This window comes from Amycolatopsis sp. N2S4-7 (assembly GCF_058119595.1).
This window is the reverse complement of record NZ_CP172299.1, coordinates 7,611,756-7,637,763: the sequence shown is the minus strand read 5'-3', so window position 1 is coordinate 7,637,763 and position 26,008 is coordinate 7,611,756. Positions and strand designations below refer to the sequence as shown.

Here is a 26,008-nt window from a genome sequence, read left to right as displayed (position 1 = left end):
ACCGTGGCAGACGTGGAACTCAGCACCGACCTCACGGCGCACGCGAAGCAGCTCGACGCCATCGGTGACGGGCTGCAGCAGGCCGTCGACGCGGCGAACCAGGTCAGCATGCCGACCGACGCGTACGGCATCCTGTGCCAGCCGTTCCGGATGATGCTGGACCCGGTGGAGCAGTACGGGATCGACGCGCTGAAGGACGCCGTCCAGGCGATGACCGCCGTGTCCGGCAAGGTCCGCGAGGCCGCGGCGGCCTACCACAAGTACGAGACGGGTGTCGCCGACGACCTGAACAAGTCGGCGGGCGGTGCGTGATGCCGGAGGGGAACCCGCTCGTCGTCGAGGCGGAGAAGGATCCGGACGGGCCGGGTGCGTTCACGGCGGGCAATGGTGATTACGGCTGGGCCGGTGGGATCGGCATTGCCGAGTCGTCGATGGACGCGTTCAACGGGATCAAGGACGGCGACTGGGTTTCCGGTGGCTTGGGCATGTTGTCGCTGGCCGGGGAGGTCGCGGGGGCGGCGATCGATCCGTTCGGGTATTTGCTGTCGTCGGTGGCGTCGTTCCTGATGGAGCACGTGCAGCCGTTGAAGGACATGCTGGATTCGGTGGCGGGGAATCCGCCGGTGATCCAGTCCTACGCCGACACGTGGGGGAACGTGTCGAAGGCGTTGGGTGAGCGGAAGACGGATTTCGACAATGCGGTGAAGAACGGCACGTCCGGGTGGTCGGGTGAGGGTGCCGAGGCGTACCGCAAGTTCGCGGCGGAGCACAGCGACGCGTTGTCGGGTGCGGCGACGGTGGCGGGTGCGATCAGCACGGTCACGATGATCATGGGTCAGGTCGTGTCGTTCGTGCGCGAGACGGTGCGGCAGCTGATCGCGGATCTGGTGGGGAAGCTGATCGCGTGGGTGATGGAGGAGGTGTTTTCCCTCGGTTTCGGCACGCCGGTGGTGGTGGCGCAGGCCTCGGCGGCGATCGCGAAGTGGGGGAAGAAGATCGGTGAGCTGCTGAAGAAGCTGACCGACACGATCCGCAAGGTGTCGCCGCTGCTGAACAAGCTGGTGGACATCTTCGGGAAGATCGCGAAGGTGTTCGGCAAGGTGCTGGGCAAGGTCAGCGGTCTGGACGGGCTGAAGGTCAAGGAGGGCGGCTTCGTCCGCAAAATCCCGAAGGAGGGCGGCGGGGTGCACACCCGCGCCCACGGCGGGGACGGGGGTTCTTCTGGGGACGGGGACGGCGGCTCGTCCGGCGATGGCGAGGGTTCGCGTTCCGGGGACGGGGATGGCGGCTCCTCCGGCGATGGGGACGGTTCGCGCTCCGGGGACTCGGGGGATTCCGGGAGCGGCCGCGGGGATTCGGATGCGCCGAGTTCCGATCCGATGAACACGGATTCCTCGCCGGATTCCGGTTCCCGGCGAGGTTCGGGCCGGGACGGGTCCGGTTCCCCGGACGGGGACGGTTCCCCGTCGCATGCGGGTGATGGGGACAGCTCGCCCTCGCACGCGGGTGATGGCGGCGGGTCGCCCTCGGCGGAGGGCAGCCCGTCGGCGGCGCGGTCGGGTGACAATGGTGCGCCCGGCACCCGCTCCGGCGACGGTTCGGCCAGGGGCGGGGATAGCTCGCCCTCGCACGCCGGGGATTCGAGTTCCTCCCCCAGCCACGCCGGGGACGGCACCCCTTCGCGCGCCGGAGACAGCAGCCCGTCGCCGACTCGTGCGGGCGATTCCAGCCCCTCGCCGACCCGGGCCGGGGAGAATTCTCCTTCGCACGCCGGAGATTCGAGCCCCGCACCGACCCGCGGGGGCGACAACACCCCCTCGCACGCCGGGGACTCGAGCCCCGCACCCACCCGAGCAGGCGACAACACGCCTTCGCACGCTGGGGACAGCAGTCCTTCGCCCACACGGGCCGGGGACAGCTCGCCTTCGCACGCCGGCGACACCGGCCCCTCACCCACCCGAGCCGGGGACAACTCTCCTTCGCACGCTGGGGATTCCAGCCCCGCACCCACTCGCGCGGGGGACAGCAGCCCAGCCACCCACTCCTCGCCCGCCGCGCGCACCGATGCGCCCGGTGCCGATACCCCCAGCAGTGCCGCGCCTCCGCGGGCCGATGGCACCACCTCCGCCAGCGGCACCGCCCCCGCCGCTCCGCGCACCGGGGATCCCGGGACCCAGTTCCCGTCCCCGCGCGGCGGCGACGGGGCCTCCTCCGGCATCCCGCCCCAGGGCGGGCAGCCCATGGGCGGCGGCGGAATGCCGCCCGGCGGCGCACCAAGCAGCAGCGGTGGTCTCGGCGGCGGTGCCCCGCGCACCAGCGGCCCGGGCTGGACCGGCACCCCCGGCAGCCCCGGGGCGCACAGCCCGCACGTCGACACCCCCGGACGGCCCCGCACCGACCTGCCCGAAGGACGACCCCGCCCAGGCGGGGACACGCCCCGCCCCCGCACCCCGGACACACCCGCCCCGGCCGCCCGTGGCTTCGGACCCGGCACCCACGGCCCCGACACCCGGCCCGGGCACACCGGCACGAACAACCCCGGCGCCCGTCCCGGCGGGCCCGGCCACACCGGCACGCCTGGCCCCAGCTCCCGGCCCGGCGGCCACGGACCCGACACCCGCCCCGGCGCCCACCCCGGCGCCCCCGGGCACACCGGCGGCCCCCACAGCCCCGACAACGGCACCCCAGGGCACGGCCCGCACGAAAACGGCCCCGACGCCACCCCCCACCACCACGACCCCCTCACCCCCGACGAAATCAACACCCGACACGCCGAAAACACCCCCTCCGGCAGCTCCTACCACGCCGGCGACCCCGACATGGGCGACCTCCCCCACCGCGTCCACCCCGACCCCGACGGCCGCTACACCGTCGACGTCCACGTCACCCCCGACGGACACGCCCGCATCGGCAACCGCCTCTACACCCCCGAAGAATTCGCCGACATCCTCCGCCGCAACGCCGACTACGACGGACGACCCGTCCGGCTCATCGGCTGCGACGCCTCCTCCAACGACTTCGCCCACCGCCTCTCCCGCGAACTCGACACCGAAGTCCTCGCCCCCACCAAACCCGCCTGGACCGACTCCCACGGCCGCGTCTTCTCCTCCGACTACGAAATCGGCCCCGACGGCCGCATGCGACCACGCATCCCACCCGACGGCGAATGGAACACCCACCACCCCGACGGCACCACCCACCGCGCCGGCGACGACGGCTTCGCGCCGGACAGCCACCACGGGGATCCGCACGACGTCGACGCCGACAGCGCGCTCGCGCGGGGCAAGGACCACCCGGACATGCACGACCTCGACGAGGGCTGGCAGGAACCGGAGTTCAAGCGCCACGAAGACGTGACCCTGCCGCCGAACGAGCGGTTCTTCGACCCGGCGAACCCGCGGCACCTCGAACCGAACACGCGCTACGAGATCACCGATCCGGACGGGCGGTTCTCGCGCGTCTACACGAACGGCGAGACGCCGCCGCGGATCACGCACGTCGACGCCGATGTGCCCAACACCCGGGTCGGGAGCGACCCGCACACCCAGGTCGGCAACCCGGACGCGTCCCACCTGCTCGGCGACGTCGATTACCGGGTCAACACCGGCGAAGGGCAGTTCGAGTTCCACACCGACGCGAACGGCCGTCCCGAACTCGACATCGACCACTTCGACCCGCCGATGACCCCGCCACCCGTCGAACGGCGGATCACCGGCTACGACCCGAGTCACAACGGCGACGGCCCGTTCGGGGCCACGCCACCGGAGAACCTCAAACCGAACAGCCGGTACGAGATCTACTCGAAGGCGCCCGACGGCACCGACCAGTGGCACGGCACCTTCTACACCAGCGGCGACAACCCGCCGGAGTTCACGCACATCAAGACGTGGCACGACAACGAACGCGGCATGATCAACCCGGAGACGGGTGACAAGAACACGATGCACGACCAGCACGCCGGCCGGCCCGACGGCATGCCGGTGCGCGGCGCCAAGTACGAGATCGGCGCCGACAACATGCACTACCACGTCGACGCGCACGGCAACGCCGCCGTTTCCTGGGAGCCGGACTACTCCAGCCCGGCGACGAAACGGGTCGGCCTCGGGCCCCAGGAACGCACCGGCCACGTCGGGCAGGCGGACCACCCGGGGAGCACCGTCAACCGCGGCGGGCACACCGCCGATCACCGGTCGGGCGGCCTGCAGGGCCGGATGGGCATGGTTCCGCAGCTCTACGAGCAGAACCACAGCGTCGGCAACCCGGACAACTGGCGGCAGATGGAGATCGACCGCCAGACGTTCGAGAACAACGGCGGCGACCACGGCGCGACACGCATCTACGCCGACGAGCCGTCGACGCCGAACACCGAGACCCCGGATCGCCTGCACGTGATGTCCGAGAGAATCCACCCCGACGGCACCCGCACCTACAACTACAGGAGTTTCCGCAATGTCCCGCTCCCAGCCCCCGTGGTACCCCCCACCCGGACCTGATCTCCGGGAGGCGGACGAGGACCAGGTGGTCCGCTGGATCGGCGGCTGGCTGATGGACGCCGCTCCCGAAGGCTGGCGGCGGATCGACATGACGGCCCGGGTCGCGTCGACGGTCGAGGAGATCTCGCTGGCCGTCGTCATGCCCGACGGCGAGCCGGCGCGGATGGAACCGCCGCCCGACGTCAGCCCGCTGCTGTTCGAGCTGCGGCAGAAGAAGTACATGCGCGGCCGCGGCACGTGGTTGTCGATGCGGCTGGTCGTCGAACCGAGCGGTGCCTACCGCGTGCTCTACAACTTCGACTCGGACCCGCGGTGGGACCCGCCGGTCGAGACCGCGGTCTTCGACCACGACTTCGAGACCTTCCCCCGCGAAGACGAGTGGATCCCGGCCTGGTACCGGGAAGGGCTCAAGGGCGAGACCGGCGGGACGCGGGTCCCGGACGAGCCGAACGCCCTGCTGAAGGGTGTCGCCGACGAGCTGAAGTTCGCCCTCCCCGCGGGCTGGGACTACGTCCAGCTGCAGTACCGCGCGGTCGGCGACCACGAGGAGTCCGGCGCGGTGGTCCACTCGATGACCGGGACGGTGTACCCGTGGACGCCGCCGGAGCAGGTGCTCGACCTGCTCCGCCGGCACCGCGCGGCGTCGCTGTCCGAAGACCGGGGCACCTGGGTGAGCCTGAAGTACGAGATGAGCTTCCCGGAGTCGGTCAAGGCGCAGTTCAACTCGACCGAGGACCCGGGCTTCCAGGGGCGGCCGCCCGCCGAGGCGTACGCCGAAGAACTGCGTCGCCACCCGCGATCCGAGCAGCGCACGCCCGAGTGGCTGCGCCAGGGCGCCGAAGGGGCCTGACGATGACTCAGCCACCGGGACCGTTGCGGCCGGACCAGCAGCAGGAACTCGTCCGGCAGATCGGCGCGGCGCTCACGGCGCAGGTGCCGCCGGGGTGGCAGCAGCTGCGGGTCGAGTACCGCGCCGCCGGCCGGCACGTCGAAGCCGACCTGCTGGTGACCGGGCCGGACGGGCGGCCCCGGCTGGTGCAGCCGCACCCGGAAGCCGTGCGGCTGCTCGGCATCCTGCGGTCGGGCATGTACCAGCCAGGCCGCGGGACCTGGCTGGGCGCGATCCTCGTGTTCGCCCCGGGACAGCCGCCCGACGTCGACTTCGTGCGGCCGGACCTCGAACCGCCGTTCCGGCAGCAGCCGCCGCCGATCGGGTTCCAGGACGAGCTGCGGTTCTTCCCGCGGGCCGACGAGCACGTCCCGGCCTGGCTGCGGGAGCGGGCCGGGCCGGCGCCGATCGCCGCGGCCCCAGGTGAGGGCGAAGTGCGGACGCCGCGGATCTACGACGGCCTCGACGCGGAGGGCAAGCCGCTCGTCCGCCGTCAGCCGCTCGTCCCGGCGGAGGCCGAGCGGGTGCTGGCGTACCTCGACGCGGCCCCGGTCATCCTGGCGTCGCGCAGCAACGGACCGGACGCGTTCGCCCCGGACCGCACGGACGCCGTCCCGATGAACTTCCGCACCGACGGCACCTGGGCCTGGCCCGGCGCGGTGGCCTACTACCTGCGCGAACACGGCGTGCCACCGGACCCGGAGCTGGTCGCCCACATCCGGGCCCGGCGCTTCACCGCCCCCGCTGAAGTCCCGGAACCCGCGAAGGACCTGGCCCTCGCCGCCATCACGGGTGAGCAGCCTCAGACCACCGTGTAGCCGGCGTCAGTCAGCGCTCGCTCGACGTCCTTGCAGTGCTCCGGACCCCGCGTCTCGAGCGCCAGGACGACGTCGGCCTCGCCGAGGTCGAGACTGCCGGAGATCCGCGAATGCTCGACGTCGAGCACGTTCGCGCCCAGTTCGCTGACGCAGGACAGCACACCGACCAGGGAGCCGGGGCGGTCCGGGACCCGCAGCCGGAGCCGCAGGTAGCGGCCGCCGGCGGTCATGCCGTGCTGGATGATCTGCAGGAGCAGCACCGGGTCGACGTTGCCGCCGGACAGGATGGCCACCACCGGGGGCTCGAACGCGCCGGGGTGCTGCAGGAGCGCCGCGACCGTCGCCGCGCCGGCGGGCTCCACCACCAGCTTGCGCCGCTCCAGGCAGAGCAGCACCGCCCGCGAAAGGGACTGCTCGGACACCGTCACGACGTCGTCGACCAGGGACTCGACGTGGGCGAAGCTGACCAGGCCCGGCTCGCCGACCGCGATCCCGTCGGCCATGGTCGAGGTCGTGCTCAGCCGGACCGGCGCGCCCGCGGCCAGCGACGGCGGGTACGCCGCGGCTTCCGCGGCCTGGACGCCGACGACGCGGACGTCCGGGCGCAGCGCCTTCACCGCCGACGCGACCCCGCCGACCAGCCCGCCGCCGCCGGTGGCGACCAGGACGGTCTTCACGCCGGGCACCTGTTCGAGGATCTCGAGGCCGACGGTGCCCTGGCCGGCGATGACGTCGGGGTGGTCGAAGGGGTGGATGAACACCGCCCCGGTCCGCTCGCCGAACTCGATCGCCGCGGCGAGGGCCTCCTCCAGCAGCGCGCCGTGCAGGTGGACGTCGGCGCCGTACCCGCGGGTCGCGGCGAGCTTCGGCAGCGGGGCCCGCAGCGGCATGAAGACGGTGGACTTCGCACCGAGCAGCGACGACGCGAGCGCGACGCCCTGGGCGTGGTTGCCGGCACTGGCCGCGACGACGCCCCGCTCGCGTTCGGCGGCGGTGAGGCCGTGGATGCGGGTGTAGGCGCCGCGGATCTTGAACGAGCCCGTGCGCTGCAGGTTTTCGCACTTCAGGTGCACCGGACCGCCGTGGAGCCGGCGCAGGTCGCGCGCGTGCTCCATCGGCGTCACCCGGGTGACTCCTTTCAGGAGTTCCCGGGCGGCCTGGATCCGCTCGAGGGTGACGAGTTCCATGGGCCGGATGATGCCACTCAGGAGATCCACAGGTTGATCGGACCGGGAGCCGGGTACCCTGGGACCCGTCAACACGCGGTAAACAAGGAGCAACCATGGCACGGGGGAACGACGCGAACGCCGCCCGACGGGCTCGCGCCACCCGCTCCGCCGGCCTGCTCCCGCTCGTGATCGGCCTGGCCTCGGCGGCCGCGCTCACCGGAGCCGCGTACATCACCGTGGACAGCGCGAGCTGCGGCTCCCCGGCCCAGTACATCCGCCACGACAGCCACGTCGAGCTGGTCGGCGGCTGCGTCGACGGGTCGAAGCTGCCGGCCACCGGCACCCCGAAGTCCGGCGGCGTCGTGCACGGCAACTACAACCCCTGACCAGGTGGGTTACCCCGGTGTGCCCCGGGAACAGGGAAGTGCCTTCTTCCGCGGGGTTCGACCGTCCCCGATGATCAACGCATGACCCAGGCACCCGAAACCGTTTACGAGCCCGGCCGCGGCCCCGGCCCCGCCAAGCCCACCGAAGAAGCGCTGGGCCACCTGCTCGGCACGCAGAACCTGGGCGCGCTGGCGACGATCAACCGCGGCGGCCACCCGCACCTGTCCACCGTCGCCTACGCCTGGGATCCGGCGGAGCGCGTCGTGCGGATCGGGTCCGCTTTAGGCCGCGCGAAGGTCGGGCAGTTGACGCGCAACCCTCGTGCGGCGCTCTACGTCAGCAGCCCCGACCAGCTGGCCTTCGCCGTCGCGGAAGGCGTCGCCGAGGTGTCGCCCGTGAGCGCCGTGCCGGGGGACGCGACCGGCCGGGAACTGCTCGCGATGCAGGCACCGTTCGCCGATCCCGAGGACGAAGCCGTGTTCCTGCGGAACATGGTCGAAGACCGCCGCGTCGTGATCACGCTCCGGGTGGAACGCCTCTACGGCGGCGGTCTCGACGTAAGCGCGGGGTGAGGCTCAGCCGAGCGCGGCCAGCAGGTCCGCGACCAGGTCGCGGCCGTCCTCGATGCCGACCGAGAGGCGGAGGAGGTCGGCCGGGACCTGCAGGGTCGAGCCCGCCGTGCTCGCGTGGGTCATCTTGCCCGGGTGCTCGATCAGCGACTCGATGCCGCCGAGCGACTCGGCCAGGATGAACAGCTTCGTGCGCGAAGCGACGTCGAGCGCCGCCTGCTCGCCGTCGGCGTGGCTGAACGAAACCATCCCGCCGAAGCGGCGCATCTGCTTCGCCGCGGTCTCGTGTCCCGGGTGCTCCGGCAGGCCCGGGTAGTAGACCTTCGCCACCTTGGGGTGCTTGACCAGTGCCTGCACGATGAGCTCGGCGTTGTCGCTGTGCCGCTCCATGCGCAGGGCGAGCGTCTTGATGCCGCGCAGGGTCAGCCAGGCGTCGAACGGGCCGGGCACCGCGCCCGCGGCGTTGCGCAGGTAGAAGAACTGCTCGCGCAGCTCGTCCTCGTTGGTGATGATCGCACCGCCGACGACGTCGGAGTGGCCGCCGAGGTACTTCGTCGTCGAGTGCAGCACGATGTCCGCGCCCAGCGACAGCGGGTTCTGCAGGTACGGCGTCGCGAAGGTGTTGTCGACCACCAGGCGGGCGCCGGCGTCGTGCGCGACCCCGGCCAGCGCGGCGATGTCGGCGATGCCGAGCATCGGGTTGGTCGGCGACTCGCACCAGATCAGCTTGGTCTCGGGCCGGATCGCGGCGCGCACCTCGTCGAGGTTCGCCAGGTCGGCGACGGTGTGCTCGACGCCCCACAGGCTGAGCACCTTGTCGATCAGGCGGAACGTACCGCCGTACGCGTCGTTGCCGAGCACGAGGTGGTCACCGGGGCGGAGGGTACTGCGCAGCACCACGTCGGAGGCCGCCATGCCGGACGCGAAGGCCAGCGCGTGCCGGCCGCCTTCCAGCGAGGCCAGCGCCTCCTCCAGCGCCGAGCGGGTCGGGTTCGCGGTGCGCGAGTACTCGTAGTCGCCCTCGCGGGTCCCGCCCACGCCGTCCTGGGCGTAGGTCGAGGTCTGGTAGATCGGCACGATGACCGCGCCGGTGCGGGGGTCGGGCTTCTGACCGGCGTGGATCGCGCGCGTCTCGAAACCCAGTACGGAGTAGTCGTCCACCATTGGTCAAGCGTACGGGCCGGCCCGTACATTCCCGTCAGGTGGGATGGATCTCAGCGTCACACCACCGCGCGGCCGGCGCCGAGGCGGCCAGGAGCAGTGTGCCGACGGCCGGTGGCAGGACCACGACCAGCGCGGCGTACCCGCCTTCGGCCAGGTAACCGGAGCCGCCGAGGTCCACGAAGGCGAGACCGGTGGCCGCGAGGACCATCGACGTAAGCGTCGCGAGCAGCGCCGCCGAGCTCCCGGCGATGCAGCCGATCCGGCCGGCCGGGTGCCGCCGCAGCAGCAGGACACCGCCGGGCAGCAACAGCCCCGCGAGGACGACGTTGACCACCGCGTGCACGATCACGCGGCCGGCGTCGTCCGGGAAGCGGACCAGCGTGACGACGTCCAGGACCAGGCCCGTCAGGTAGAGCACGCCCCCGAGCAGGGCGAGCGCCGCGGCGGCGAGCGCCGTGCGGCCTTCGATGGAGGTGGTCATGCGGTCACCGGCCCGGGGCTCGGCCGCCCTGCGGACGGGGCGGGTACGGCTGCCGAGGATAGGGCCCCCGCGGTTACGGGACGGGCGCGGTCACCAGCTCCGCGACGAATAGGCGCCCCGGCCGGCCAGCACCGGCAAGGTCGGCGTCCGGTACCTCAGGTAGCGGAACGTCGGCGGCACGAACGCGAGCACCAGGACCAGCACCGCCAGTGCGGCCAGGCCGACGCGGTCGGCCATCGCGAACCCGCCGTGGGTGAACATCGCGTCCACGAAGCGGGCCGGCGGAACCCCCGCCGACAGCGGCTCGGTCAGCAGCGCGCCGATCGCGAGCAGGGCGCCGAGGCCGAGCAGGACCGCGCCCGCGGTCGCGCGGAACAGCGTCGCCAGTGAACCGAGCAGCAACACGAGCCCGGCGACCAGGAACCCGGCCAGGTCCACCAGCACCCAGCCCGGCAGCGCGCCGAGGCTGAATTCGGCGGGCATGTCGAGGTAGATCCTGACCGGTACGTATCCCGCCGCCACCGCGGCCGGCAGTCCGAGAACGGCGGCGAGCAGTGCCGTTACTCCGGATGGCCGAGTCGGGGAATACGAATGCGAATACGTTACCGGACCGGTCACAACTCCCCCATCGCAGAACACGGGACGACGGCGCTCACCCTAGTCCCGAATGGGTGAAGTGTTCCGGAAACAGAACGGAATTCGGCCGGACGGCGGAACCCAAGATCATTTATGTGCGGTAGCGGCAGAAATGCTGTCACGCGATGACCGCGGCAGCGATATCCGCCCTTTTGTCCTCTTCGGACAATTGCGCAATCGGGCCGTTAATGCAGCGTGCCCCGGAGCCGAATCGGCTCCGGGGCACGGACAGGTGTACTAGCTCACCACTGCTGCTGCGGCGGCTGGCCGGGCTGGCCGAACCCGCCGCTCGGCGGCCCCTGCTGGCCCGGCGGCTGGCCGTAGCCCTGCGGCGGCTGACCGGGCTGCTGCGGGTAGCCCTGCGGCTGCTGCCCCGGCTGGCCGTACCCGCCCTGCTGGTGCGGCGGCTGACCCGGCTGCTGGAAACCCCCGCTCGACGGCTGGGGGAACCCGCCGCTGGACGGGTTGGGGCCGCCCGGCTGGCCGTAGCCCGGAGGCGGGCCGTAACCTTGCGGCGGCTGCCCGTAGCCCTGCGGCGGCTGGCCGGGGTGCCCCGGCTGGCCGAACCCGCCCTGCTGCTGCGGGCCGCCGAAGCCCTGGGGCGGACCGCCGAAGCCCTGCGGCCCGGCCGGTCCGGCGCTGCCGGCACCGAGGCCGACGAACTGCGCGGTCCCCGGGATGAGCCCCAGCACGCCGATGATCAGGATCAGGATGCCGAAGATCATCGGCGCGAGGCCGATGCCCGTGGCGTCGCTGGCGTCGGTCGCCTTGATCTTGTCGAGGTAGTCGGCGTTCGGCGTCGTCCCCGTGAGCAGCAGGATCGAGAAGAGCGTGATCAGCGCGCCGCCGGCGGCGACGGCGATCGGCACGATCTTGCGCAGTGACGCCGGCAGCTTCCCGGCGATGGCCAGCCCGACGCCGGCCGCCAGCGCGACGAGGCTGAAGACCAGCAGCATGATGGCGTAGAACCACAGCGTGCCCGGCGACGCCGTGCCGGCTTCGTCCAGGAACTTGTTCAGCGCGTCGGCGTTCGGCGCCAGGTCCAGCAGCTTCGAGTAGTCGCTGATGTCCCCGAAGTAGACGAACGTGAAGATCAGCGCGATCAGCGCGAAGAGCGCCGCGAGACCACCGGCGATGTAGCCGTACAGGCCGTTGCCGCCCGCCGCCGGAGGGGCGCCGAAGGGCTGGTGCTGCTGGCCGCCGAACCCGGGCTGCTGCGGGCCGCCGAAGCCGGGACCGCCGAAGCCCTGCGGCGGCTGGCCCGGCTGGCCGAAGCCACCCTGCTGCTGCCCGAACCCGCCCTGCTGACCGGGCTGGCCGTACCCGCCCTGCTGCTGGCCGTAGCCACCCTGCTGCTGCCCGAAGGCCGCGGCCGGGTTGTCGGCCGCGCTCGGCGGCGGGGTGTACGGGATCGCCGGCGGCTGGGAGCCCGGGGGCACCAGCTGCGTGGACTCCCCGAGCGGGGCGTCGCCGCCGGCCGGGCTCACCACCTGGGTCGCGCCCGCCCCGCCGTCACCCGGCTGAACCGGCGGGACGACCTGAGTCGGCTCGGGCGTCTCCCCGAACGGGGAACCGCCCTGCTGCTGGGCGGGCTGCACGACCTGGGTCGGTTCCGAGGTGCCGAACGGGCTGTCCTGCTGCGGCTGGGGGCCACTCGGCGGGCCTTGAGGTGGCTGGCCGCCACCCCACGGCTGGTTCGGTGGCTGCGGTGCACTCATGTGGGTCTTGAACCCCCTTGACGAGGACGCGAAAGTGTTCTACTCGCGCCCACGCTATCGGATCACCCGGCAGGGCGCTCGTAACGCCCCTGCCGGGTCCGCCGATCAATACTCTTCTCAGGTCCGGTTCAACGACCGGCCAGGAACCCCAGCAGATCGTGCCGGGTGACGACCCCGGCCGGCTTGCCGTCGACCAGCACGAGCGCGCCGTCGGCGCCCTCGAGCGCCGTCATCGCGGCACTCACCTGCTCGCCGCCGCCGATGGTCGGCAGGGGCGGGGACATGTGCTGCTCGAGCCGGTCGGCCAGCTGCGCCTTGCCGGTGAACAGCGCGTCCAGCAGGTCACGCTCGTTGACCGCGCCGACGACCTCGGCGGCCATCACCGGCGGCTCCGCGCTGACCACGGGCATCTGGCTGACGCCGAACTCGGACAGGATCGCGATGGCCTCCGCGACCGTCTCGTTCGGGTGCGAGTGCACCAGCGAAGGCAGCGAGCCGCTCTTCTTCGTGAGCACGTCGGCGACCGTCGCGCCGGAGGAGTCGGGCGGCAGGAAGCCGTAGGAGGACATCCACGTGTCGTTGAACACCTTCGTCAGGTAGCCGCGGCCACCGTCGGGCAGCAGCACGACCACGACGTCGTCCTCGGTGAGCCGCTCGGCGAGCTTCAGCGCGGCGGCGACGGCCATCCCGCAGGAGCCGCCGACCAGCAGGCCCTCCTCCAGGGCGAGCCGGCGCGTGGTGTCGAAGGAGTCGGCGTCGGAGACGGCGATGATCTCGTCGGCGATGTTCCGGTCGTAGGTGTCCGGCCAGAAGTCCTCGCCGACGCCTTCGACCAGGTAGGGGCGTCCGCTGCCGCCGGAGTAGACCGAGCCCTCCGGGTCGGCGCCGACCACCTGCACCCGGCCGTCGCTGACCTCCTTGAGGTACTTGCCGGTGCCGGAGATCGTGCCGCCGGTGCCGACGCCCGCGACGAAGTGCGTGATCTTGCCGTCGGTCTGCTTCCACAGCTCCGGGCCGGTCGAGAGGTAGTGGCTCTCCGGGTTCTGCGGGTTGGCGTACTGGTTGGGCTTCCAGGCGCCGTCGATCTCGCGGACCAGGCGGTCGGAGACGTTGTAGTAGGAGTCCGGGTGCTCGGGCGCGACCGCCGTCGGGCACACCACGACCCGGGCGCCGTACGCCTTGAGCACGTTGCGCTTGTCCTCGCTGACCTTGTCCGGGCAGACGAAGACGCACTGGTAGCCCTTGCGCTGCGCGACCATGGCCAGCCCGACGCCGGTGTTGCCGGACGTCGGTTCCACGATCGTGCCGCCCGGGCGCAGCTCGCCGGAGCGCTCCGCCGCTTCGATCATGCGCAGCGCGATCCGGTCCTTGACCGAGCCACCCGGGTTCAGGTACTCGACCTTGGCCAGCACGAGCGGCTTGAGCCCCTGGGTCAACGAGTTCAGCTTGACCAGCGGGGTGTTGCCCACGAGGTCTGCGATGTGCTCTGCGTACTCCACGACCGCCAGCCTAAACGGCCGACCCGTGGCGTTGTCCACTCGTGCACGGTCGGGGGGCCGGGGTGGCCTCCGGGTGCGCGTCGGTGATGCCGGGCCGCGAGCGCGGGGTCGGGCCGCCCGGCGCGGACCTCAGGCGGCCACCAAGCCGCGCGTCCGAACCGGTCCCGGCCCGAGGGCCCCTGCACGTTGAGCCGTCATCCCGTCCCGGAGGTGCCACCCGGCGCCGGTCGGCACGCGGCAGCCCGTCCGAGATCGCAGGGACACTCGTCCGATCACCATCGCCAGTTCACCTCCCAGCAGGAATGGCGGACTTCCATTGCTGGGACGATCCTATCGGCCGCCCGGATCCCCCGGAACGTCCTTTCGTGTCAATTCCGCCCAGCCCGGCCGGTCGGCGATCGGCCGTTCTTCCCAGCCCGGCGGCCAGGCCCGGGGAAACCCCTGCTTCGCTTCGGCACCGGCGAGCCGCGCGACCGACTTCGTCCCGAAATCGGCGGGACCTGCGAAAACGGCGCCGTTGAAGGAGTCGCGCTCGCCACCGAAAACGGTGCCGCGGAAATCGACGCGGTCGTCGAAGCGCGCCTTGTTGAAGTCCGCTTTGGTGCGGAATTCGGTGCCGCGGAACGAAGCCAGTTCGACAAAGTGCGCGTCGTAGCAGGTGATCGACCGGATCGCGCAGTGCGTCAGGGTCAGCCCGACGAGCGTCGCCCCGGAGAAGTCGAGGTCGATGTCCGGCCAGAAGTCGCCGTTCGGTTTCTCGGCCGGGCCGGGCCGCAGGTGCAGCAGCAGGATGCGCTGCGCGGTCTTGCGGACCTGCAGCTCTTCGGTGTTCTTCCCGGTGTGCTCGTACGGCATCCGCAGGTAGGCGCAGAGGACGTTGACGATCGTCTGCCGGTGCGGCGCGTACCCGCCGGCGAGCCGTTCCAGGGAGTACAGCCCGGCGAGCCGGACCGGCGCCTTGTCGCTGCCGAGCTGGTCGGCGGCCTTGCCGTAGATCTCGGTGATCCGGCGTTCGGTGGCGTCGTGGTCCTTCTGCACCAGGTCCAGCTCGGCCGACCGCTGCCGCCGCGCGGCGAGCAGCAGGGCGGCGGCGCCCCCGGTGCCGACGACGATGTTGGCGGCGGTCCGCAGCGCGTCCAGCCGGGCGGAGTCCCGCGGGCTGCCGCCGCCCAGGAGGGCGAGCAGCACCGCCGCGGCGGCACCGGCCACCACCAGCAGGCCGGCTCCCCACAGCAGGATGGTCCTGGTCCGCAGCACTCGCTCCAGCTGGTCCGCCACGGCGCCCGATCCTGCCAGTCCCCGGGCAAGCTCACACCGGGTTCGACTTTGCGCGCCGGGATCCACGCGGCACTATGGTGAGCAACCGCTTAGTGACAGCCGATACGAGGATGTGTCCGTCATGCCAGAAGCAGTCATCGTCTCCGCCGCGCGTTCGCCGATCGGGCGCGCCAACAAGGGCTCGCTGGTCAGCATGCGGCCCGACGACCTGACCGTGCAGATGATCCAGGCGGCGCTGGCCAAGGTGCCGCAGCTCGACCCCGCCGACATCGACGACCTGATGCTGGGCTGCGGCCTGCCGGGCGGCGAGTCCGGGTTCAACATGGGCCGCGCGGTCGCCGTCGAGCTCGGCTACGACCACCTGCCCGGCTGCACCATCACGCGCTACTGCTCGTCCAGCCTGCAGACCACCCGGATGGCCTTCCACGCGATCAAGGCCGGCGAGGGCGACGTCTTCATCTCCGCCGGCGTCGAGACCGTCTCGCGGTTCGGCAAGGGCAGCTCCGACTCCTGGCCCGACACGCACAACCCGCTCTTCGCCGACGCCGAGAAGCGCACGGCCGCGATCGCCGAGTCCGGCACCGACAGCTGGACCGACCCGCGCTCTTCCGGGGACGTCCCCGACGTCTACATCGCGATGGGCCAGACCGCGGAGAACCTCGCCCGGCTCAAGGGCGTCACCCGCGAGGAGATGGACGAGTTCGGCGTCCGCTCGCAGAACCTCGCCGAGAAGGCCATCGCGGACGGCTTCTGGGCCAAGGACATCACCCCGGTGACGCTGGCCGACGGCACGGTCGTCTCGAAGGACGACGGCCCCCGCGCCGGCGTGACCCTCGAGGGCGTCTCCGGCCTGAAGCCGGTCTTCCGCCCGGACGGCCGCGTCACGGCGGGCAACTGCTGCGCGCTCAACGACGGCGCGGCGGCGCTGATCGTCATGTCCGACACGAAGGCCCGTGAACTGGGCCTGACGCCGCTGGCGCGGATCGTGTCGACCGGCGTCACCGGGCTCTCGCCGGAGATCATGGGCTACGGCCCGGTCGAGGCGTCGAAGCAGGCGCTCTCGCGCGCCGGGCTGTCGATCGGCGACATCGACCTCGTCGAGATCAACGAGGCGTTCGCGGCCCAGGTGATCCCGTCGTACCAGGACCTCGGCATCGACCTGGACCGGCTGAACGTCAACGGCGGCGCGATCGCGGTGGGTCACCCGTTCGGCATGACCGGCGCCCGCATCACCTCGACGCTGATCAACTCCCTGCAGCACCACGACAAGCAGTTCGGCCTGGAGACGATGTGCGTCGGCGGCGGCCAGGGCATGGCGATGATCATCGAACGCCTTTCCTGATCCTCCCTCACGACGAAGGCCACCGCGCGGGCGGTGGCCTTCGTCGTGTCTCAGCAGACGCTGTCCGACGGCTCCGGGTTCGCCAGCCCGAACAGCGGGCGCAGCTTCAGGCCGATCCACGTGCCGCCGAGGGCGAACACGCCCCAGAGCCAGCCGTGCAGGCTGCCGGTGGAAATGCCGCCGAGGTACGCGCCGATGTTGCAGCCGCCCGCCATGCGCGCGCCGATGCCCATCAGGACGCCGCCGAGGATCGCGGCGACGGCCGTGCGCCACGGGATCGAGCTGTGGATCTTCCACGCGCCCGCGGCCGCGGCGGCCACCGCCGCGCCGATCATGATCCCGATGTCGGTGAGGCTGTTCTTGTCCTTCCAGATCGGGTTGGCCAGCGACGTCGCGTTGGCCTTCAGCCGCCAGAACTCCCACGTCTCCGGGTGCAGGCCGAACACCTGCAGGATCTTCGCGCCCCACAGGGAAAACGCGCTCGTGATGCCCCAGATCCCGCCGGACACCAGGAACACCGCGCCGGCCAGCACGCCCAGCACGAGCGCGCCGGCGAGCAGCGGCCACGAGCCGCGGAAGATCCGCGCGAAGCCGTGCGCGGTCGGCACGACGTCGACCGGCGGCGGCGTGCGGCGGCGCTGCACCGCGCGCGTCACGAGCACGATCCCGGCCAGGACGGCGATCGTGATCGCCCACGAGCCGAACCAGCCGACGTGGTCGGCCAGCAGCACCCCCGGGAAGGCGGGCCAGCCGTTCAGCAGCGGGTACGCCCACGTGTAGAGCACGGACCCCGCGATGAACCCGCCGAGCGTCAGCACGATCGCCGACTGGCCGGACCCGACCGCGAACAGCGTGCCGGACGCGCACGCGCCGCCGAGCTGCATGCCGATCGCGAAAAGCGTTGCCCCGACGAAGAGAGCGAGCCCCAGCGGACTGGCCGTCGGCGCCGGCTTACTGCCGAACAGCCCGCTGCCGGTGCCCGCGATCAGCGCGATCAGCGTCGCGGCGGTGCCGAGCAGGACGGTGTGGGCACGCAGGCCCTGGCCGTTGCCGACGGCGATCAGCTGCCGCCACGCCGACGTGAAGCCGAACCGCGAGTGGAACAGCGCCAGCCCGAGGCCGAGGCCGAGGAGCAGGAGGACGCCGGACTTGGCGCCATGGCTCGCCCAGACGTACCAGGTCAGCCCGGCCGCGAGCACGCCGGCGACCGCCAGCGGGACCACGCGGACGGGGTCCTCCGGCCGCGGCGGGGGCGCGGCGCAGGAGGTGGGGAACTCGAGGAACTTCTTGTCACCGGCCGGTGTTTCGGTCGTCGCCACCAGTACTCCAGGCTTGGGTGGGCGGAGCAGGACGACCCAAGTTAGGTCCGGTGATCACTCCGTCGCAGCCCGTCGCACAGTGTGGGACGAACGGAGCAGTCCGGGCGGCCCCGAACGCCGTGAAGGCCACCTCGCGGGACTGCTGAGTCCTTCGAGGTGGCCTTCACGGGCCAAGCGCTATTCGTTCGTCTTGACGCACATCGTCGTCGCGGGCTGCGGGTACACGGCGACGCGGGTGGCGTCGGTGCCCTCGCAGACGTTCTGGTCGGCCTGCCCCTCGACGACCTTGACGAGCTCGCCGTCCTTGGTCGGGTCGGTGCACGGGACCTTCTGGTAGCCCTTGGTCTGCGAAGTGAAGTTCGCCAGGCAGTCGCCCTGCTTCGCGTTGATCATCAGGCAGAGCTTGTACGAGCTGCGGCCGCTGACCGAGTAGGTGTCGTAGCCGGCGTCGGTGCCACCGGGGCACTGGTCGCCGGAGCTCTCCAGCTTGACGGCGATCTTGACGTTCGCCTTCGGGTCGTTGCAGTCGGCCTTCGCCGGGTCGTCGCCGCCCCGGGTGAACTCGGTGATCGACAGGCAGTCACCCGCGTTGGAGGTGGCCGGCGACTTCGCGAAGGAGACGATCCCCACGACGATGAGGCCGATGACCACGAGAGCACCGATCCCGCCCAGGATCAGCCCGCGGGCCTTGGAGCGCTTCGGCGGCGCCGGCGGCGAGGGCGGGAAGCCCTGCTGGCCCGGCGGGAACTGTCCCGGCGGCGGGCCGTACTGGCCGGGCTGGCCCTGCGGCGCCTGGCCGTAGGCGCCGGGCTGGCCGTACTGCTGCGGCTGACCGCCCGGCGGCGGACCGTAGGGATCGGGCTGACCCACCGGCTGCTGGCCCCCGGGGGCCGGAGGGGGAACGCTCACTGTGAACCTCACACATGTGAAATGACGAACCGACCCGCCACATCAAACACGTAGGGTGAGCGTCGTCCGCATCGGGGTCCACCAAAGAGCAAGTAACCCACAGAAAAGGCGCCCCGTTGGTTACGGAGCGCCTTCACTGTGGGGCCTATCGGAACTGCGAGCCGGGTTACTCGCGGAGGTAGGACAGCAGCCGCAGGATCTCCAGGTACAGCCAGACGAGCGTCGTCATCAGGCCGAACGCGGTGTACCAGGCCCACTTCGACGGCATGCCCTCGCGGATCATCCGGTCCGCCTGGTCGAAGTCGAGCAGGAAGCTGAACGCCGCGATGCCGATGCAGACGAGGCTGAAGACGATCGCGAGCGGGCCGCCGTCGCGCAGCGGGTTGAAGCCGAAGGCCAGCGAGCTGATCAGGTTGAACAGCATCAGGATCGCCGCGCCGACGACGGCGCCGACGATCCACTTGGTCAGCTTCGGCGTCACCTTGACCGCGCCGGTCTTGTAGACGACCAGCATGCCGATGAAGACACCCGCGGTGCCGATGATCGCCTGCAGCGCGATGCCGGGGTAGATCGCCTCGAACACGCCGCTCAGCGCACCGAGGAACAGACCTTCGGCCGCCGAGTACGTCAGCGTCAGCGGGCCGCTCGGCTTCTGGCGGAAGATGATCACCAGGGAGATGACGAGGCCGACGACCAGACCGCCGAGCATCGCGCCGATGAGGGCCGGCGAGAGCCCGCCGGTGCCGGCCAGCTCGCTCTTGGCCCAGATCGCGGTGACGATGCCGACGAGCAGCGCGACGCCGAGGCTCATGCCCGTCTTGACGACGACGTCGTCGACGGTCATCGGGCGGTCGCCCTCGCCGGAGGTGACCTGGCCGGGTCCGTACCCGGGCACGCCGCCCTGGGGCTGGTTGAAGCCCACCGGGGGGCCGTACTGGCCGTATGTCTGCGTTCCGCCGTGCGGCAGGTTGCGGAACGCCGGGTTGCTACTGGAACGCACCTGATCCTCCTGGATCTGCTGCTTCGTGGATCGACGCTGCATCGGGTTCAACGACCGCCGGGGACGTGCGGTTCCCGTCGAGTAAAGACGACTTTACTCGACGGCAGGTCTCTGGCCTCGGCCGACACGGTATGCGACGGAGATCACGACCGTTCATCGACAGCCACCCCGATGGCCGCTGGACACCGCCCACCCATCCGGGCGACGCTCACCAGGTGTGCCCGGATGTTCACCGGATGCGCGTCGGGGAGTTGATCAATCGTGTGACCTGCGGAGACGCACCCGTGTCCCCGCGCGTCCGACGAAGGAGCCTACACACCATGGGGTGGTCTGCACGCCCGCGCGCGGGTCGTCGCGCGCTCACCGGCCTGATCGCCGCGGCCCTGCTCGGAACGCTCTCCGTCACGGTCGGCGCCCCCGCGGCCTCGGCCGCCAGCCAGGAGGGCATCGGCTACGAGGTCAAGCCCGGCCAGGACATGACTCCCCGGCCGAGCCGCAACTGGCTCGGTTCCTACCTCGTCGGCGGCGAGCAGGTGTTCTGCGTGAGCTTCCAGCTCAAGGCGCCGGACACCGACGAGGAGTACCGGCCCGGGGACGAGCTGCTCACCAAGTGGGGCACGAAGCTGCCCGCCGACCAGGCGGCGAACATCTCCTACCTCCTCCTGCGCTACGGCGACACGAAGAAGCCGGAGGAAGCGGCCGCGCTCGCCCACCTCCTGCACTCGTGGACCGCGGCCCCGCGCACGCCGGCCGACCTCGACCCGTCGCTCCACGCCGACGAGATCGGCTACGACGCGCAGTACCACCTCGACCTGCTGCCCGCGGACGCCAAGGCGGCCGTCGAGCGGCTGCGGACCGAGGCGGAGGCCAACCACGGGCCGTGGACGGCGTCGGTGACGCCGCCGAAGGGCGACCAGCACCTCGGCGAACCCGCCGAGTGGACGGTCACCGTGAAGAACGCCGAAGGCAAGGGCGTCCCGGACGTCCCGGTGAAGCTGACCGTGACCGACGCCGACGTGGTGCCCCCCGCGGACACCGCCGGGAACTCGAGCCCGCAGGGCGCCGCCGCGAAGAACGTCGCCTTCGAGACGGACGCGGACGGCACCGTGAAGGTGCAGCTCACCCCGGCCGGTGACCAGCCGAAGCTGGCGGCGTCGCTGTCCGCGCCCGCCGACCGGCCGTACGTGCGGGTGCCGGTCGACACCGGGAAGCAGCGCGTCGTTTCCACCGGCGGCGAGAAGGAGCTGACCGCGCAGGGCGTCGTCAGCGTCGCCAAGCCCGGCAAGGTGCAGGTGACGAAGACCGACGCGAACACGGGCAAGGGCGTCGGCGGCGCCGTCCTGCGGATCACCGGCAAGGACCGGACGTCGGCCGCGCTCGGCCAGGACGGGAAGCCGCTCACCGGCGCCGACGGCAAGCCCGCGGTCGTCACGACCGACGGCAAGACCGGCGCGGTCACCGTCGAGAACCTACGGGCGCCGCAGGAGATCTGCCTCGTGGAGGCGAGCCCGCCACCGGGCTACACGAACGCGTACGACCCGCAGAACCCGCCGTCGGCGTGCGGCACGGTGAAGCCGGGCGAGACCCTCGCGCTGACGGTGACGAACAAGCCGAACGAAGTGCCCCGCGCAATCCCGGCCGGCGACCAGCCGGTGGCGCAGGCGCGGGGCGCGGTGGAGACGAGCTACTCGGTGCCGGGCGTGGCCGGGCTCGGCCTGCTCGCCCTGGTGGGCGCCGGCCTGGTCGGCTTCGCCGCGCGGCGGGTCTCTCGGCGGTAGGGCGTGGCAGGGGAAAACGGCGGAGGGTGGCCGGACGCGAACGGCAGCGCTGGAAGCTGGCCGGACGCGAGCGGCAGCCTCTGGACCAGCGACGACAGCGGAGGGTGGACCGCCGCTGCTCCGGGCCACGGCCGACCGGAGAGCAACGACGCCGGAGCCTGGGCCGCCGCCGCGCCAGGCCACGGCCGACCGGCGAGCGACCACGCCAGAGGCTGGGCTGGCGTCAGCGGTGACGCCGGAGCCTGGGCCGGCGCCGAGCCGAGCCACGGCCGACCGGCGAGCGACCCAAGCGACCAACCCGGCACCTGGGACCGGGCCGCACCCAGAGCGGGCCGTGGGCGGCTGCTCGCCGGGTTCGCTCTCGGGGCCGCCACCGTGCTCGCCGTCCAGCTCGGCTCCGCCGTGATCACCTCGCCTCCCGTGGCGGTCGTGGCCGGTACCGCCCTGCCCGCCGCGGGTGCCGCCCCCGCCGCCGCGGCTCCTCCCGCCCCGACCTCCCCCACGCCCTCGAGCACGGCGCCCGCCGCCCCGGCCGCGCAGTCGCCGTCGTCCCTCGCACCTCCTCCGCCGCCGCCTCCGCAGCGGCCCGGCACCGTCCGGCTGCCCGGCGGTGGCACCGCCGCGCTGGTGCGCAAGGCGCTCGGCCCCGGTGGCGAGCTGCCGGTCCCCGCCGACCTCGGGCAGGCGACCTGGTGGGGCGCCGAGCTGACCGCGGCGAGCGGGGCGAGCGTGTTCGCCGGTCACGTGAACTGGCGGGGCGCGACCGGGCCGTTCGCCGAACTGTGGACCATCGGCATCGGCGCCGAAGTGTCCGTTGTGGACAATTCCGGGAAGACGTGGCGGTACCGGGTCTCGCAACTGGTCACCGTGCACAAGAACGACCTGCCCGCGCGCGCCGACAACCTGTTCGGCCAGTCCGGCCCGCACCGCGTGGTGCTGGTGACCTGCGGCGGCCGCTGGGTGGGCGGCTCGGACGGGTACGAGGAGAACCGGGTCGTCATCGCCGACCCCGCCTAAGTTACTCGTGGGTAACATCACGTCGTCACAAGGTGGTCACGGACGTCGTGATGCAGCAGAATGCCCAGGGTCAGGCGATGCGGCGAGAGGTGAGAGACGATGGCGACGTTCTTGGTGACCGGGGCGACCGGACTGATCGGGCGCCAGTTCACCCGGCTGCTGCTCTCCCGCCCCGACGACAACCGCGTCGCGCTGCTCGTCCGCGCGTCGAGCCGGGCCAAGCTGGCCGCGCTGGTCGACCAGTGGCCGCACTCCGACCGCGTCACGCTCGTCACCGGCGACCTCGGCGAGCCGATGCTCGGCGTCTCCGAAACCGATCGCGACGAGCTGCGCGGGAGCGTCGACCACGTCGTGCACCTGGCCGCCCTCTACGACCTCACCGCCGACGACGAAGCCAGCATCAAGGCCAACGTGGACGGCACGCGCGCCGTCGTCGACCTCGCCGCGGACCTGCGCGCCGGCTGCCTGCACCACGTGTCCTCGGTGGCCGTCGCGGGCGACCACGAAGGCGTTTTCACGGAGGAGATGTTCGACGCCGGGCAGCGGCTGGTGACGCCGTACCACCGGACCAAGTTCGAAGCCGAGAAGATCGTCCGCGAGCAGGACCGGGTGCCGTGGCGGGTGTACCGGCCCGCCGTCGTCGTCGGGCACTCCGAGACCGGCGAGATGGACAAGATCGACGGCCCGTACTACCTCTTCCCCGCGATCAACCGGCTCGCCGGGCTGCCGGACGTGCTGCCGATCGTCGGACCGGACCTCGGCGACACCAACATCGTGCCGGTCGACTACGTCGCCAAGGCGCTGCTGGAGCTCGTCGTCAAGCCGGGTCTCGACGGCCACGCCTTCCACCTGGTCAACCCCGAGCCGCAGCCGGTCGTCTCGGTGTACAACGCCTTCGCGAGGGCCGCGGGCGCGCCGACGATCACGGCGCAGCTCGGGGAAGGCCTCTCCAAGCGGATCGTCGGGCTGGTCAAGCTGACCGAGCACATCCCCGGCGTCACCATCGCCCGCGACGCCGTCCTGGAGCGGTTCGGCATCCCGCCGGTGCTGCTGGACACCATGGCGTTCCCGTCGGTGTTCTCCTCGACCGAGACGCGCAAGGCGCTCGCCGGCACCGTCGAGGTGCCGCGGCTGGAGGAGTACGCGCCGACGCTGTGGCGCTACTGGCGCGAGCACCTCGACCCGTTCCGCGCGCGCAAGCACGGCCCGCGCGGCGAGCTGGACGGCCGCCGCGTGATCATCACCGGCGCGTCCTCGGGCATCGGCCGCGCGACCGCGTTGCAGGTCGCCGCCGCGGGTGGCGTCCCGCTGCTCGTCGCGCGCCGCCAGCACGAGCTCGAAGAGGTCCGCGACGAGATCGTCGCCGCCGGCGGCACCGCGTCGGTGTACCCGGCCGACCTGACCGACGAGGACTCGGTGCACAAGGCCGTCGACGCGATGCTGGCCGAGCACGGCCGGATCGACATGCTGGTCAACAACGCCGGCCGGTCGATCCGCCGGTCGATCAAGCTGTCCTACGACCGGATGCACGACTACGAGCGCGCGATGGCGATCAACTACTTCGGCGCGGTGCGGCTGATCCTCGCGGTGCTGCCGCACATGTCCGAGCGGAAGTTCGGGCACATCGTGAACGTGTCGTCGATCGGCGTGCAGGGCATCGCGCCGCGCTTCTCGGCGTACGCGGCTTCGAAGGCGGCGCTGGACTACTTCTCGCGGATCGCGGCGACCGAGACGCACGGCGACGGGATCACGTTCACCACGATCCACATGCCACTGGTGCGCACGCCGATGATCCGCCCGACGAAGATCTACGACGCGTTCCCGACGAAGTCGCCGGAACAGGCCGCGGACATGGTGATGAAGGCGCTCATCGAGCGGCCGAAGCACATCGGGACCCCGGCCGGGCAGGCGATCGGGCTGGCCTACACGCTCACGCCGGGCCTCACCGACGCGATCGCGTACCAGGGTTTCCGGATCTTCCCGGATTCGACCGCCGCGGGCGGTTCGGGCGAGTTGAAGATCGGGCGTGGCGAGAAACACCTCTCGCGCGCCGCGATGGCTCTCGCCCGGCTTTCGCGCGGCTTCCACTGGTGACCGAGGCTTATTCCGGTCAGGCCGCCGCGCCCTGCGCGCAGACCGCTGGTCAGCACGGATGTGATGCGGCGGCCGACGGCTGAATAAGCCTCACTCTGCGTTTCCGGGGTGCGGCCATTCCGGCGACGCGCCGCCAGAACCGCGACACGTGTTGGTGATTTGTTAAGCCGACCGGCGTAAGCGGTGGGTGCCCGGGTACGGTCGGGCGCATGGTTCCTGAGCGCGATCCCGCCGCAACCGCCCTCAACGGCCTTCTTCCCCTCCGTCGTGAATACACCCAGGCCTGGCACGGCTTCGACCGCAACGAAGTCCGGCAGTACCTCGACCACGTCGAGGCGCAGCTGCGCCGGGTGCTCAGCGATCGCGACGCCGCGGTGGCGCAGGCCGCCGCCGCGACCCGCGAGCTGGAGTCCGTCCGGCAGCAGGTCGCTTCCCTGGAAGCGCGCGTCGAGGAGCTCAAGAAGCCGCCGGAGCGGCTCGAGGACCTCGACGAGCGGATGCAGCGGACGGTGACGCTCGCCCAGGCGCGCGCGGAGGAGATCATCAAGCGCGCCGAAGCGGCCGCGGAGAAGACGTGGGCGTCGTCGACCGAGGCGTCGAAGAAGCTGCGTGAGCGGTACACGAAGCTGGTCGCGGAACTGGACAAGCAGGCCGACCTCCTGCACTCCGAGCACGAGAGCGCCCTGGCGGAGACGCGGGCCGAGGTGCAGCGGCTGACCGTCGAGGCGGCCCAGCGGCGCGAGCTGCTGGACAACGAGGCGGAGCGGAAGCGGCGGAAGATCGAGCGCGAGTTCGAGGCGTCCCAGGCGGCCCAGCGGGCGGCGCTGGAGAAGCACGTCGCCGACCAGCGGACGGCGAGCAAGAACCAGGCCGAGCGCCGGCTCGCGGAGGCGACGGCGGAGGCCAAGCGCCGGCTGGACGAGGCGACGGCGGAAGCCAAGCGGCGCCTCGACGAGGCGACGACCCAGGCGGCCCAGCGCACGACGGCGGCGAACCGCAAGGTCGAGCGGCTGGCGGAGATCCGCGAGCAGGCGCGCAAGAGCCTGGCGATGGCGGAGGACATCCTCAACCGCAGCGAGACGCAGCTGGCGACGCTGCCGGAGGAAGCGGTGATCCCGCAGGCATCCAGGCTGGTCGGCGGCGACGACTCCGAGTCGGCGACGACGCCTTCGGCGCCCGTGGTCCCGGTGGTCCAGCCGCAGGTTCCGGCTTCGGCCAAGCCCGCGGCGAAGGCGGCCGCGCCGGCCAAGGCGGCGCCTCAGGCGAAGCCGGCGCAGCAGGCGGCCAAGCCCGCGCCCCAGGCGGCCAAGCCCGCGACTCAGGCGGCGAAGCCGGGGAACGCGCCGGCGAAGCAGAACGGCCCGGCGACCAAGCCCGCGAACGGGAACGGCGCCAAGCCGCTGTCCCCGACGGCGAGCAAGCCGGGTTCCTGACGGTTCGAAGCAGCG

21 protein-coding genes are annotated in these 26,008 nt (G+C 71.9%); 11 read left to right on the top strand and 10 right to left on the bottom strand.

Annotated elements, in window-relative coordinates:
* Positions 1-3 precede the first annotated feature (3 nt).
* Genes ACH54P_RS36280 through ACH54P_RS36265 form a run of 4 tightly spaced genes read left to right on the top strand, consistent with a single transcriptional unit; the run spans position 4 to position 6,200 of the window.
* A complete protein-coding gene (locus tag ACH54P_RS36280) occupies positions 4-312 on the top strand; it encodes a type VII secretion target (RefSeq protein ID WP_489907803.1) in 309 nt (102 codons plus the stop codon).
* On the top strand, positions 312-4,493 hold the full coding sequence (locus ACH54P_RS36275) for a WXG100 family type VII secretion target (RefSeq protein WP_489907802.1): 4,182 nt from the start codon (positions 312-314) through the stop codon (positions 4,491-4,493). The genes ACH54P_RS36280 and ACH54P_RS36275 overlap by 1 nt, the downstream gene beginning before the upstream one ends.
* A 25-nt stretch (positions 4,494-4,518) precedes the next feature.
* Positions 4,519-5,343 (top strand): hypothetical protein, encoded by an 825-nt coding sequence (locus tag ACH54P_RS36270; protein WP_489907801.1) that lies wholly within the window; start codon positions 4,519-4,521, stop codon positions 5,341-5,343.
* A 2-nt stretch (positions 5,344-5,345) separates the two neighbouring features.
* Positions 5,346-6,200 (top strand): ferredoxin, encoded by an 855-nt coding sequence (locus ACH54P_RS36265; protein WP_489907800.1) that lies wholly within the window; start codon positions 5,346-5,348, stop codon positions 6,198-6,200.
* Here the strand turns inward: ACH54P_RS36265 and ilvA are convergent.
* On the bottom strand, positions 6,185-7,387 hold the full coding sequence (gene ilvA / locus ACH54P_RS36260; protein ID WP_489907799.1) for a threonine ammonia-lyase: 1,203 nt from the start codon (positions 7,385-7,387) through the stop codon (positions 6,185-6,187). The two genes, ACH54P_RS36265 and ilvA, sit on opposite strands and share 16 nt — an antisense overlap.
* 95 nt (positions 7,388-7,482) lie before the next feature.
* Here ilvA and ACH54P_RS36255 point away from each other — a divergent pair, with 95 nt between their 5' ends.
* A complete protein-coding gene (locus ACH54P_RS36255; RefSeq protein WP_489907798.1) occupies positions 7,483-7,755 on the top strand; it encodes a hypothetical protein in 273 nt (90 codons plus the stop codon).
* Positions 7,756-7,836: 81 nt separating this feature from the next.
* Positions 7,837-8,328, top strand: coding sequence for a TIGR03618 family F420-dependent PPOX class oxidoreductase (locus ACH54P_RS36250; RefSeq protein ID WP_489907797.1), 492 nt, complete (start codon positions 7,837-7,839; stop codon positions 8,326-8,328).
* A 3-nt stretch (positions 8,329-8,331) separates the two neighbouring features.
* Here ACH54P_RS36250 and ACH54P_RS36245 read toward each other — a convergent pair whose 3' ends face one another.
* The 6 genes from ACH54P_RS36245 to ACH54P_RS36220 form a co-directional block, all read right to left on the bottom strand.
* A complete protein-coding gene (locus ACH54P_RS36245; protein WP_489907796.1) occupies positions 8,332-9,489 on the bottom strand; it encodes a cystathionine gamma-synthase in 1,158 nt (385 codons plus the stop codon).
* A 34-nt stretch (positions 9,490-9,523) separates the two neighbouring features.
* Complete coding sequence (locus ACH54P_RS36240) at positions 9,524-9,970, bottom strand: hypothetical protein (RefSeq protein ID WP_489907795.1); 447 nt, start codon at positions 9,968-9,970, stop codon at positions 9,524-9,526.
* 90 nt (positions 9,971-10,060) lie between these two features.
* Positions 10,061-10,453: a hypothetical protein gene (locus tag ACH54P_RS36235; protein ID WP_489907794.1), complete on the bottom strand. Its 393-nt coding sequence runs from the start codon at positions 10,451-10,453 to the stop codon at positions 10,061-10,063.
* A gap of 395 nt (positions 10,454-10,848) precedes the next feature.
* The gene (locus ACH54P_RS36230; RefSeq protein WP_489907793.1) at positions 10,849-12,324 is read right to left on the bottom strand and encodes a hypothetical protein; all 1,476 of its coding nucleotides are present in this window, start codon (positions 12,322-12,324) and stop codon (positions 10,849-10,851) included.
* A 128-nt stretch (positions 12,325-12,452) separates the two neighbouring features.
* Positions 12,453-13,823: a cystathionine beta-synthase gene (locus ACH54P_RS36225; RefSeq protein WP_489907792.1), complete on the bottom strand. Its 1,371-nt coding sequence runs from the start codon at positions 13,821-13,823 to the stop codon at positions 12,453-12,455.
* Between the two features lie 330 nt (positions 13,824-14,153).
* Entirely contained in the window at positions 14,154-15,101 is a 948-nt protein-coding gene (locus ACH54P_RS36220) for a pentapeptide repeat-containing protein (protein WP_489907791.1), read from the bottom strand.
* Positions 15,102-15,222: 121 nt separating this feature from the next.
* On the opposite strand from ACH54P_RS36220, the gene ACH54P_RS36215 reads away from it, so the two are divergent.
* The gene (locus ACH54P_RS36215) at positions 15,223-16,443 is read left to right on the top strand and encodes an acetyl-CoA C-acetyltransferase (protein WP_489907790.1); all 1,221 of its coding nucleotides are present in this window, start codon (positions 15,223-15,225) and stop codon (positions 16,441-16,443) included.
* Between the two features lie 50 nt (positions 16,444-16,493).
* Here ACH54P_RS36215 and ACH54P_RS36210 read toward each other — a convergent pair whose 3' ends face one another.
* The 3 genes from ACH54P_RS36210 to ACH54P_RS36200 all read right to left on the bottom strand — a co-directional run bounded on the left by ACH54P_RS36210 (position 16,494) and on the right by ACH54P_RS36200 (position 19,671).
* A complete protein-coding gene (locus tag ACH54P_RS36210) occupies positions 16,494-17,762 on the bottom strand; it encodes a YeeE/YedE family protein (RefSeq protein WP_489907789.1) in 1,269 nt (422 codons plus the stop codon).
* 177 nt (positions 17,763-17,939) lie between these two features.
* On the bottom strand, positions 17,940-18,632 hold the full coding sequence (locus ACH54P_RS36205) for an LppU/SCO3897 family protein (protein WP_489916840.1): 693 nt from the start codon (positions 18,630-18,632) through the stop codon (positions 17,940-17,942).
* Between the two features lie 205 nt (positions 18,633-18,837).
* Complete coding sequence (locus ACH54P_RS36200; RefSeq protein ID WP_489907788.1) at positions 18,838-19,671, bottom strand: Bax inhibitor-1/YccA family protein; 834 nt, start codon at positions 19,669-19,671, stop codon at positions 18,838-18,840.
* Between the two features lie 320 nt (positions 19,672-19,991).
* On the opposite strand from ACH54P_RS36200, the gene ACH54P_RS36195 reads away from it, so the two are divergent.
* The 4 genes from ACH54P_RS36195 (at position 19,992) to ACH54P_RS36180 (ending at position 25,993) form a co-directional block, all read left to right on the top strand.
* Positions 19,992-21,449, top strand: a complete 1,458-nt coding sequence (locus ACH54P_RS36195) for a SpaA isopeptide-forming pilin-related protein (RefSeq protein WP_489907787.1) — start codon at positions 19,992-19,994, stop codon at positions 21,447-21,449.
* 342 nt (positions 21,450-21,791) lie between these two features.
* On the top strand, positions 21,792-22,466 hold the full coding sequence (locus tag ACH54P_RS36190; protein ID WP_489916838.1) for a class F sortase: 675 nt from the start codon (positions 21,792-21,794) through the stop codon (positions 22,464-22,466).
* Between the two features lie 99 nt (positions 22,467-22,565).
* Positions 22,566-24,560 (top strand): SDR family oxidoreductase, encoded by a 1,995-nt coding sequence (locus ACH54P_RS36185; protein WP_489907786.1) that lies wholly within the window; start codon positions 22,566-22,568, stop codon positions 24,558-24,560.
* Positions 24,561-24,769: 209 nt separating this feature from the next.
* Positions 24,770-25,993 (top strand): cell division protein DivIVA, encoded by a 1,224-nt coding sequence (locus ACH54P_RS36180; RefSeq protein WP_489907785.1) that lies wholly within the window; start codon positions 24,770-24,772, stop codon positions 25,991-25,993.
* Positions 25,994-26,008: the final 15 nt, after the last annotated feature.